Below are 11,257 nucleotides of genomic sequence, written 5' to 3'. Positions count from 1 at the left end.
GTAATGCTCGAGGTGAAGAACGTCGGAAAGCCGTATGAGGGAAAACCTCACGTACGGTTTGATGAGGAGGGGCTGGATGCCCAGCCCTTCACTCTACTATTTTTCGTCCATGGGTGTTGCTGTTTCGTTTTTCGCGTCAGTCTAATACTTATTTTTCAGAGTTTGACGAATTGAACAATTTCCTTCTTTCTATTAAGTTCTTTGTATATATAGCAAAAAACCTGTCATGGAAGCCGCTCATAACTTCCGTCTTCCGTAATTTCACTTGATTATAGTAAGCCCAAAAGCGTATCTCCTGAATTTCACTTGATTATAGTAAGCCCAAAAGCGTATCTCCTGAATTTCACTCTAGCGTCGCGGTCAGACGATCACGCGGTAGTGAAGATGAACAACGCCGCTTCGGAAGCGGCGCTCACCGTCTCCCAGTACACCATCGAGACGCCCGAATAGGTAGGTGCCAATCGGCCGCTCGAAGTCAGTCCAGAACGCAAACACCTCGTCATCGGAGATCGTCCACTCGATATTGCCGCGCTCGTCCTCAATGTAACCGTCCAAAGATACGTTAGCAGCGTAGATCAGTTTAGCCATTTCAATAACGCCCTCCAATTTTCAGTTTCCAACGAGACCAAGGCCTGCCCCTCTGAATTTGAAGAAAGAAACATCTTTTTCTATATTAACACATATTGGAAGTATCATTCCCGTTACTTCAATAAGAATCAAAAAATACCCCACATCCCTGCAAGCTCCTCTGCTATCGTGTCCCGCTTGAATCCCTTACCAACCCACAATTTATGCTTCCTTTTTTGTATAAAAGACAGTATTGTTTTTCATTAATCTTCCCAGTAAAACAATGCGTCGAATACCTTATACCCATCGTCGTTTAATATAGTTCTAATTTCAGTTTCAAATGAAAGTTGTTCCTTAACGACCCTCTTAGTCAAAAATTCTATTTTATACTCCGCAATCTTCTCCTTAATAAATTTCAATTCTTCATCCCACTTACCTGACGGGATTTCACCTATTGAATATGGGTTTAGCATACCATAGCTCCCATTTCGATTACGCATATCCACTGCCATATGATCGGAAATCGGCATCAAACTTAAGTAACCTTGATCTTTCCATTCTTCCTACTAGCTCTTTAGGTAAAACACTACTTGTTTATTGGTCCCTCCTAAGTAAGGAAAGAAATCTCCAATAATTTTACCTTGAATTATCTGCTGTAATTGTTCATCTGAAAACTTCATAGCTATCACTTCTTTTCATAGGATAGTTAAATATTACCATGACAGCAAAGCAGATGAATTATTATTTTTCAAAAAAACTCTATGGAAAATGTTAACGCGGCTGTCCAATAGTGCCTGCAGCCGCGTATTTGTTATTTATTAAGTTATATTTTTCCGTTAGCTCAATACCCAATTGCGGACCCGGTCGATTGCTACACCATTGATCAGTTAGTTCATTTTCGATATAGATTCTTGGAGACTCTTTGGAAGATTTTTAACAACCAAATCGTAAGAGTGATCAATCATTGCAAAAACATCCGACACTGGCAAGGAACCATCGATCGTAATTGTATTCCAGTGCTGTTTGTTCATGTGGTACGCTGGTCGAACGGTCTCATGTTGCTCTCTTAAGTTTTCCGCAATCACCGGGTCACATTTTAGGTTTAAGTACCCTTTATCCTCAAAAAAAAGAGCGAACATTTTACCTGAAATTTTTAGCACCAATGGATCGGATCCGAAGGGATAATCCTTAGTCGCTCCTTTCTTCTTTAAACAGTATTCGATGATTTTATTTTTCAAATCAGCACCTCTCCTTCTCTTCTGAATCAACTTGAATAAATTTACTGTCACTGAAGTAGATTTTATAACTCAAACCGTTTGCCAATATTCCCAGTAGAGTCACCTCAAACTTCATAATTCCAATTTCATGAATGTACTATAGGGGTCCTCAATGTAATCCGAAAATGGTTCACAATACTGAAACCCGAAACTTTCGTAGAGTCTTCTAGCCGGTTCGAAGGCTTCCATCGATCCCGTTTCCAAACTTAATCGTTGGTAGCCACGTCGCTTAGCTTCTTCAATGATGTGTGTAAGGATTCCCTTCGCAACCCCTTTTCTAAGATGTTGTGTAGAAGTACGCATTGACTTTACCTCACCATGTTGATCATCAATTTCCTTAAGTGCTCCGCAACCCACTAATTGATCTTCTTCCCACGCGCTCCAGAATGTAACATCTGGCTTTTTCAATCCTTCAAGATTTAAGGCGTGTATACTTTCTGGTGGAGAATGAAGAGTCATACTTTGAAGATGTTCACCGATTAATGAAGTCACTTCAGGTCCACTTAAATCATCTAATAATATAATCAAAAATACCACTCCATTTCCTGTATTTACTTAATTGCTAGTTTCAATTTCCACATTCTTTCTTAATTATCCTGCATGTACTTCAATAAAGAAAAGAGGAACTGCACAGCTGCAGATCCTCAACTATATAATACTGAAATATCTTATAATCATCTCTGCCGTTGATTACCTTTTAGATCTATCGGGACGGAAACTCTTTGAGTGTGCGATGGATCGCGGACAAGTCCAATCTTTAAACACTGAGGCGATCCGATTTATTTGGATGGATAAATAGAAAACTCGTATTATCAGGCTGTTATAGAGATTGAAGAATGTTCAATATTTCATTTGGCTCCGTCCGTTTTGTGTAATCTGGGTCCACGTTCGCAAAACGGATAACCCCCTGCTTATCAATAATATAAGTTGCAGGTACAGGAAGCTCCCATGAATCGTCGCCGTTATGTTCATCTAATGCAGCTCCAAGTGATCGATGAAAATCATGCAGATCTTCACGGAGCTTGAATTTGAGTTGATACATCTCCGCCACCTGATTGTGCAAATCACTCAAGACATGAAAGCTCAATTCGTTCTTTTCATGGACGCTTAACGAATGGTCCGGTGTTTGAGGACTGATGGCCAACAGTTGAGCGCCGGCTTCATGAATGTTGTCAATGATTCGCTGATAAGCTCTTAATTCTAGATTGCAGAACGGGCACCATCCTCCACGGTAAAAGGTAAGGATAACATGACCCTTCGCGGTTTTTTCCGACAAAGTAATATTATTACCTATTTGGTTACCCAAGGTGAAGTCAGGCGCCATTGCTCCAACAGCCAAACCTTTAGCAGTGCCTGTTTCCCGGAGCTCCTGGGTAGAATGCACGAAGGCCTCTACGACCTCCTTAGGAAGAACCTCCAAACCATGCTTCGCCTGTGCATCCAGCTCATCTTGCAATTTTAGATATTGCGGGTTTGCCACTGTCCATCTCTCCTTCCCTAATATACGACAATCGTAGCACTCTCATAACCAAGCCTCTACCAGTGGGCGGAGACCGGTGCTGGTTTGCGGGATTATCCGCATCATCACAATCCAAAAAACTAATTCAAAGAGTGATTAGGGGAAGAGCTTAGCGAACGTCGAATAAACTCGCCAGGGTTGACGCCATATTTTTCACGGAAAACTTCCGCAAAATAACTGGGATTCGAATAACCCACGGCATAAGACACCTCAATCACGCTGGTACTACCATTCTGCAGCAAGCGATACGCTTTTTCCAGACGTTGATCTTTTAAGTAACCGAACACCGTTTTGCCATACATTTCTTTGAAGCCAATTTTTAATTTATAGTCATTCAGGCCAATCAATCGAGACAGATCCATAAGTGAGGGCGGCTCCGCCATCTGCTCCAAAATTATTGCCCGAGCTTGTTCAATTTTTGCCATATCGGTCTTGGATAACTTGGTTGATGCTGACTTATCGTCCATTAAGAAGGAGCCGAAGGCCAAAGACATCAATTCGAGCATTTTACACTCTATCTCGAGGTTTCGTATGCCCTGACCTCTGGCGAACTGCATCATATGTTTGAGGAGGACGAACGTCGCCGGATCTATAGTCTCCTGAAACATGCGGTATGGCTTCTCACCAATGATTCGATTAAATTCGACCGATCGAGCACCGCCAGTCTCTTCCATAAACTGATGAAAGGTCGACACAGGGATACCGATACTCAGCATTTTAACAGATTGATCTTTTTTAAAATGCATGCTGGCCTCCGCAGGATTAGCAAATTGCAAAGTGTAGCTACCAGGTGCTACCTCGTACTGCACACCGGCGACTTGGATTTCTCTAGTACCTTCTAAGCAGTAGCTCAGTTCAACCATGGGTGCATCTGTGTGAAAATTCACATTACTGTTGTGATGTAGCTTAAACTCAGCAATAGCCACCCCTAAATCAGAACGGGGTACAAATCGGTGAACAGAGCCCACTCCTATCCTTGAATGGAGCTTCATCAGTTCAGTCCGGTTATCCGTAAACCTGTGTATTTGAAGACCGTCGAAGAGAAGATTAAAGTTCTGATGAAAGTCAGTAATACCCATAGCTCAGACACCTCTCATGCAAATAATAATTAATTATATGTGTTGTTCGAGTGATTTTCAGATAGTTCTGTTTAGTGATGCTCGAACCTATCTCAGATGAACCTTCCACCAACATAGACACAACTTTCTATCTCTCAAATAGACGCTCGGCGCTAACCAATTGTTTCGCTAAACTGCTAGTTTGGAGAACGCTCAGCCCTTCGAATACCTATACTCTCCTTCTTTGAGATCCAGATCATGCTTGGTAAAGAGTTACTATTGTATGTATTGCATATATATAATCACGATTCCAAAGTCGGCAAACATATGGCTTACAATCGGGGTGAGCACAGATCGCGTCTGATGACGAATCCATCCCCATAGTACACCTGCTGCAAAAATAGGAACCGCAGCAATAACGTTAAGCGGCCAACTGAATACCGATACAATGACAACAAGATGATAAGCTGTATACCAAAAAGAAGCATGAAGCAAGCTTTTCGCAGAACCTGGGGTTTGTCCAATCCTGCGGTATAAGTATCCACGCCAATAGATTTCTTCCAAAATAGGATTGAGCAACACCAGTACGAGCAGCAATAGAACAGACTGGTCACCGGAAAAACCCCACTCTCCAAACAAGCTTCTCAATCGAACGATATCGAACAACATGTCGTGCAAATAATAAGCGCCAATTAGGAGAGCTATTAAAAAAGAGAGTCCTAAACCAAGTCCGACTATCGTTTGTCGGGCGTTTACAGTCAACCCCCAACTGCGGATCGTATGAGTCAGACTTTGTTTTCGAAACAGTAGGTAATCTAAAAACGGTACTGCACCCAACCAACTGTAAAAGAGCGCAAACGTAAGTACTACGCTGTGCCCTGCATAAAGTCCGAGTGCCACCAATACAGTTGGGGCCAGTCCTATCACATAACGGTTCATAATAATCTCCCTAATTGAGACATATTCCATATTCTGATGGGAATATCATATCGGGAACTGTTCGACAAGTATAGTACTAATATCATATAGTACCGATAAGATTTTCCTATTAGCAAAAGGCATCTGTTTCTGATGCCTTTTGTTAATAGTATTTGACTTGTTTCAAAAATAAAACAGCGGCATACTTTAGACTATATAAAAGTCTAAGTATGCCGCTGTTCTATTAAGATATAGTTCACCGTTAGTTGAATCACACTCCTATTTCGTCTTGTCATTTAACAAAAGTTGCTTTACCACTTGCCAACTATTAACTCGTAAGTACCTTTAGGGCGTTCATCGCTGCGAGCTTCATTTCTTCAATCTCCGTTTCGTTCATCCCCCAATAGGTTTGGCCCAATGTCAGATGAGGATGAAATCGTTCCAATTCGAAGTAGCGGTCGATAAGCTCCGGTGACGGAGATACCGTACCTACCAGTCGCCTGTGCAAATCATATATATCTGATGATTCAACTGTAAGGAATGTTACGGCATTCCCAAACGTACCCGGTTCTGAAAGTGATAACCGAAAGCATTGGATCGATGAACAAGTTAGCCTTACATTATGAAGCCAGCGTAGATCCACTGTAAGTCCACCTTGCGCTTTGACAGTAATGTGAGGCTCCACAACATCGTTAAGACGATTACTAGGCCAACGAATACGATATGCTGCTATTTTTTCTTTATATTCGTCTGGCGGGACAATCCCAATGAAATATTGCATCTCACACCTCACATCCTTTAGTAAAACAACGCTATTTACCAATACTCCTTTTCTTTGTTATTCTTCAATTCATTCCATTATCCTGCCCATTAGGTGAGAAAAGGCCTGCCGATCGCTTCGACAGCCTTTTCATGATTGAACTAACGTTCTCCGTAATCCTTGTATTATATATGGTCGTCCGACACCTCTCGAGCCATCAATAAATCTAAAACTCCCTGCTAGGCAAGGAGTTTTAGATTTATTGATTTAATTTAGAGCCATGCACTGAATCACCGTTATTGTTCGTCCGCGCTGGGGCCATATATCCCTGGAACCGGTATTCCGAGCAGTCGGAGATAGACCGTCAACTGACCCCGATGATGATAAACGTGATTGAACATCAGCGTGCGCACCATGTCGATCCGGGGCGCTTCCAAGACGGTCTCCCCCTTGCTGACGAGCTTCCAGGTATCCCTTAGCCCGTCTTCTCCCCATTCCCGAAGCTTGCTCTCGGCGAGAGACACGCTCCATTCCAGCGCTTCGAGCAGTTCTTGCCGGGTGGTCGGCTCCGGCATCGGAACGACCGGAACTTCGCTGACTGCCTCGTCCAGTAATAAAGCTAGCCCTCCGGGCACTCCTGCAGCGTGTAGGGCGAGCTGTCCTAAAGACATCGACCTCGGGTGCGGTCTCCAAGAGAATTTGTCTTCCGGGAGCCTTTCGAGAAGCGATCGCGTCGATGCGGCTTCCCTTTTTAATTCGCCGCTCCAATCCTCAATAACATTCATAATAATATCCTCCTCTGGCCAAGGCCGTTCATCACCTCAATCCTATCACGTCATGCGCGCGAACGTTTCTTACGGATTGCGGAAATCATCGCCGGTAGATTGAGATTACGCGGCGATTTGCTTAAGGACCTCCAGTGTTACCCGATCCACAAATTTACTGAACTTCTCTTTTCCTTTAGCATTCTCTTTATAATAACTAATGATATTGGTAACGGACTGCACAAGCTGCTCTTGGGCGATCCCTGACAAAAGAAGCTTTCCCACAGATGCTTTTAAGCTCTTAGGTTCACCTCCAACGTAAACATCAAAGGTCTCCCTCATTTTTACAACTCCAATATCTTTAAGCATCGGTTCGCTTGTACCGAGTGCACACCCTGCATAGCCTATTTTGATAGGAATTGGCGTTTCGATCCCGGCGACTGCTTTATTCAGTATGTGTGCCATCTCCAACCCGGCTTCTTCAGCGCCCCTGCAGAAATTGCAGGCAATTAGACTTTTAACACTAAAACCTGCAGAATAGATCTCCAATCCGATCTTTTGTAGGTTATTTTTAACGTCTTCGACCCTGTCGGTATCGACTTCTACATACATTTGTTTGAATGAAGTCATTTCAATCTTGCTGCTGGGTCCTGCAAGTGTACCAATCGCGGCTAATTGATCCGCGGTAAACAGGCTTCCTCCGACTTGAATCGGGGGTGAAACGGCAATTTTTATTTTCTCTCCCATGCGTTCATCCTCCTGTTTATATTTTGTTATTGCACATTCACAACAAACGGAACTGTGAAAACTTCCCCATTGTGCTGGAACTTATACATTCCAGTTTTCAGGAAGGATGTCGCAAATTTGGCATCAGGCCCATCGCTTTTTCCTCCAGTGGGTGCACATCCCGTTCATCCCTTCCTTTGAGTTCGTATTGCTGGTACCCCCAAATCCTATAACACGGCCAAACTTGTGTTTGGCCGGTAGTATAGTCGTTAACTCTTACATCGCTGAGGATGTACTGTGATCTGCATGCTTCGGAGTACGAATAAACAATAGGGCAAGCAGGGCTCCTGATGCTGCTATTACACCTGACCAGAAAAATGCAGCTTGAAATCCGAGGTTTAGCGCTACAACCTGATCTAAGGCTTCGTTTGTCGCTGTAGTCGCTCCAGCGATGGCGACCATAGCTGCCAGTCCGATCGCGGAACCGATTTGATAACTGGTATTCGCCAAACCTGAAGCAAGACCGGCTTCCTCCGGTTTTGCACCCGACATGGCAGCTATCGTCGCCGGGATATAAGCAAGCGACATTCCTAATGCACCAAGCAAGGATGCAAGTAGCACATGAGAAACAAAATTCCCGCCTACCGGTGTATTTCCGGCGAAAATGAACAAGGAAACGGAGAGTACAATTAAACCTAACACCATGTTCATTTTAAATCCGAATTTTGCAATCATTTTGCCCATGAGTCCAACCATGAGAATCATAACCGAGTCCCCCGGCAAATGCAGAATACTTTAACACTTGTTGTAAGTATAAATTCAGAAAAAACCATAATGGTATCCAGGCACCCGATAGTGCGATTAATGCAAGATTACCCGCAAATAAATTCGGAACGGAGAAAATACGGAGAGGTACTAACGGTTCTTTTTTAATTGATTGAGTAATAAGGAACAATATGAATAGAACAACTGATATCCCTAGGAACCAAACGGTTGTTGAGGAGCTCCATCCATTATGCTCTGCAGTAACAATACCATATACCGCCATGACTAAAGCACCTGTAACGGATAAAGCTCCGGTCATATCAACAGTGCCCTTTCTTCGTACACCAGCAGACAAAAGTCCGGATGACATCAAAAGAACGATAAGTCCTACCGGAACGTTGATTAAGAAAGTCCACTGCCAGCTTAACCATTCTGTGATGATACCACCTAAAAACACACCCGCTGTTCCTCCTGCTGCTGCCGAAGCACCCCAAAACCCTAAAGCTTTACCTAGTTCCTTCGGGTTACCATTAAATAAAATCATCACAATGGTAAGCGCTGCTGGCGCAATCAATGCGGAACCGAATCCTTGCAAGGCACGCCCTACATTTAATGAACCTTCATTCCATGCGACACCTGCTAATAGTGACGCTACCGTAAGAATCAGGAAGCCGAGCATAAAGATGCGCCGTTGTCCGAATAAATCCGATAGCCTTCCGCCAAGTAACAGAAATCCGCCAAAGAAAATAACATAGGCGTTGAAAACCCATTGAAGACTTGCTTGTGTATATCCTAGAGCTTCTTTAATAGCAGGTAATGCAACCCCGATGATGGACGTATCCATAATAACCATGAAATTAGCCAGACATAATAACGCCAAAGCACTCCAACGCCGTGGATCAGGTAAGCCCGCTGCTTGCGCTTGATTCGCCATAATAATTACCTCCTTTTCTTATCAATACGGGGTTATGAGTTTACAACAGTGTCTCGTGACGGCCGTCCTGCCGAGCCCATTAATCAACTCTCCAACCATGTATTAACATTAAATATAGTATACCCCCGTTATGTATATTGTCAACACATTAACTGAGTAGTTTGTACTAAATTGTGTCATTGGACAAATAATTAGTTAGTTGCATACCTCCGCAGATAACAAAAAACAGTGGCAGCCTTGGAATTATAATCCCTAGCTGCCACTTTATTATCACTTATTCATTTGTTGAAAGTATTTATTAATAACGAGATATAGCGAAGAGCCCTTATTATTTACCATTCTGAACTTTGTAATTTTTTACATACTCGTCTTGAACTGCCTTGCCACCCTGATCCATGTACTGTTGTACTAATGTTTTGTACAGGCTATCCACTTCGGCTGGCTTAGCAACAATTAGTTTTGCAAGCATTTGAGCTGAAAGATTCCTAAGCTCTGCGTTGTTTTTTGCATCGGCTGCATTCGGTATTGAATAAAAGTAAGTCGTATAATAGTCCGCCATCCCTACCTTTAAAGCATTCTCTGCATCCTTTTCATAACCAGGATATCCTGCAGAAATTGCTGCATTATTCTTCTGCTGATCACCAAGTTCGATACCGTTTGAAAGTATATCATAGTCGAGGTTGTTAGCAACCGTCATCATCTTTTCGCCTGTATTTGTTGTTCCTGTCTGTTTTGGAACACCATTAACCATGTTGTAGTCCACGCCTTCCTGACCGTTCTGGAGGAAGAGGGTTACCTTGGGATCAGCCATCCAGTTGAGGTACTGTATTGCAAGGTCAACATTCTTACTTGATTTAGGTATAATTATATACATACCATTTGGGCTGTACCCGTTCTTAGGATGTTTGCTTGCATCATTCTGCCATGGATCGATAGGAATAAGCTGAGCACCAGGAACGTTCTTTGCAAGGTTGACATAGGTGCCGGGAGCTGTCCTGTACGGACCGTCCCAGTTAGTCTGGAATGCTCCGACTTTTCCATTGGAAATATCCGCATCCAACAGTTTTCCATCCTTGTCAGTTGCGAAATTCGGGCTAATCAAGCCTGCATTATACATCTTGTTCATATATTGAACAGCTTTATCAAACCCTGGCATACTCCAATTTGCCTGCCAAATAGCTTGCGGCTGAAGCGTAGCAAACTGTTCTTCAGTAAGGTTAGATGGTTTAAAGGCTTCCGGTACATAGCTCAGCCCGGGATTTTGAGGTTGCAGTGAGTAACCATATGGAATAACTCCGGTTACATTTCCAGGGTTTTTCTCTTTGAATGCAACCATGGTGTTATAGAATTGTTCCGATGTAGTAGGAACAGGAAGACCCAGTTTATCGAGCCAGTCTTTACGGATAAACGTATTTGAACCTGCGAGAACAGTCCTCTTGCCTGGTACAGAATATTGCTTGCCATTAAATTTACCATACTTTAATACATCATCGCCAAGATACTTTGTAAGAATAGGTCCATGCTGCTTGAGTACTGAATCAAGCTCTGCCAAACCACCCTGCTGTACATAATTATAAACAACACCCTGGTTGTATGTGTAGGAAATGTCAGGTGCCTGGCCGGCTGCCATCAATACGTTCAACTTGTCTACTTCCTGGGCTCTAGGAACTGTAACAAAGTTTACTGTGGCATTAAACTGCTTGCCGAAATTATCGTTGATATACTTTGTCCAGAAGTTATTATTCAAATCCGGCTGACCGGGTTTGCCTCTGTCGAAAACTTCGACAGTCAACGTTCGATGTTCTTTTGTAGTGCCTGCTGCACCATTTTGTGTGCCGCTTGACGAATTACTCTGACAGCCGGCCAACACAATTGTTAGCGCTGCCAAAGAAACACAGATAGATCTTTTTGCCGTTACCTTCAAAGAAACCACTCCTTTTGTAAATTTGTTATTTAGCAAATTAATTAT

Annotated in this window: 12 protein-coding genes; all 12 read right to left on the bottom strand. The window is 43.0% G+C overall.

Annotation, left to right across the window (positions count from 1 at the left end; genetic code table 11):
• Positions 1–360 precede the first annotated feature (360 nt).
• The gene (locus tag ACFQ0C_RS16645) at positions 361–588 is read right to left on the bottom strand and encodes a dihydrofolate reductase family protein (RefSeq protein ID WP_379368195.1); all 228 of its coding nucleotides are present in this window, start codon (positions 586–588) and stop codon (positions 361–363) included.
• Positions 589–1,454: 866 nt separating this feature from the next.
• On the bottom strand, positions 1,455–1,805 hold the full coding sequence (locus ACFQ0C_RS16640; protein WP_379368194.1) for an MmcQ/YjbR family DNA-binding protein: 351 nt from the start codon (positions 1,803–1,805) through the stop codon (positions 1,455–1,457).
• Between the two features lie 111 nt (positions 1,806–1,916).
• A complete protein-coding gene (locus tag ACFQ0C_RS16635) occupies positions 1,917–2,372 on the bottom strand; it encodes a GNAT family N-acetyltransferase (protein ID WP_379368193.1) in 456 nt (151 codons plus the stop codon).
• 292 nt (positions 2,373–2,664) lie between these two features.
• Complete coding sequence (locus tag ACFQ0C_RS16630) at positions 2,665–3,324, bottom strand: peroxiredoxin-like family protein (protein WP_379368192.1); 660 nt, start codon at positions 3,322–3,324, stop codon at positions 2,665–2,667.
• 119 nt (positions 3,325–3,443) lie between these two features.
• Entirely contained in the window at positions 3,444–4,442 is a 999-nt protein-coding gene (locus tag ACFQ0C_RS16625) for a helix-turn-helix domain-containing protein (protein WP_379368191.1), read from the bottom strand.
• A 255-nt stretch (positions 4,443–4,697) separates the two neighbouring features.
• On the bottom strand, positions 4,698–5,360 hold the full coding sequence (locus ACFQ0C_RS16620) for a CPBP family intramembrane glutamic endopeptidase (RefSeq protein ID WP_379368190.1): 663 nt from the start codon (positions 5,358–5,360) through the stop codon (positions 4,698–4,700).
• Positions 5,361–5,667: 307 nt separating this feature from the next.
• Positions 5,668–6,120, bottom strand: a complete 453-nt coding sequence (locus tag ACFQ0C_RS16615; RefSeq protein WP_379368189.1) for a 2'-5' RNA ligase family protein — start codon at positions 6,118–6,120, stop codon at positions 5,668–5,670.
• 275 nt (positions 6,121–6,395) lie between these two features.
• A complete protein-coding gene (locus tag ACFQ0C_RS16610) occupies positions 6,396–6,884 on the bottom strand; it encodes a DinB family protein (protein WP_379368188.1) in 489 nt (162 codons plus the stop codon).
• A gap of 105 nt (positions 6,885–6,989) precedes the next feature.
• Positions 6,990–7,610, bottom strand: a complete 621-nt coding sequence (locus tag ACFQ0C_RS16605; RefSeq protein ID WP_379368187.1) for a nitrite reductase — start codon at positions 7,608–7,610, stop codon at positions 6,990–6,992.
• A 255-nt stretch (positions 7,611–7,865) separates the two neighbouring features.
• Entirely contained in the window at positions 7,866–8,354 is a 489-nt protein-coding gene (locus ACFQ0C_RS16600; protein WP_379368186.1) for an MFS transporter, read from the bottom strand.
• On the bottom strand, positions 8,302–9,288 hold the full coding sequence (locus tag ACFQ0C_RS16595; protein ID WP_379368185.1) for an MFS transporter: 987 nt from the start codon (positions 9,286–9,288) through the stop codon (positions 8,302–8,304). Before ACFQ0C_RS16595 ends, ACFQ0C_RS16600 begins: the two co-directional genes overlap by 53 nt.
• 328 nt (positions 9,289–9,616) lie before the next feature.
• The gene (locus ACFQ0C_RS16590) at positions 9,617–11,221 is read right to left on the bottom strand and encodes an extracellular solute-binding protein (protein WP_379368184.1); all 1,605 of its coding nucleotides are present in this window, start codon (positions 11,219–11,221) and stop codon (positions 9,617–9,619) included.
• Positions 11,222–11,257: the final 36 nt, after the last annotated feature.

The organism is Paenibacillus sp. GCM10027630 (assembly GCF_042676305.1).
In the GTDB taxonomy this organism is placed as follows: domain Bacteria; phylum Bacillota; class Bacilli; order Paenibacillales; family NBRC-103111; genus Paenibacillus_S.
This window is presented reverse-complemented; position numbering and strand designations above follow the sequence as displayed.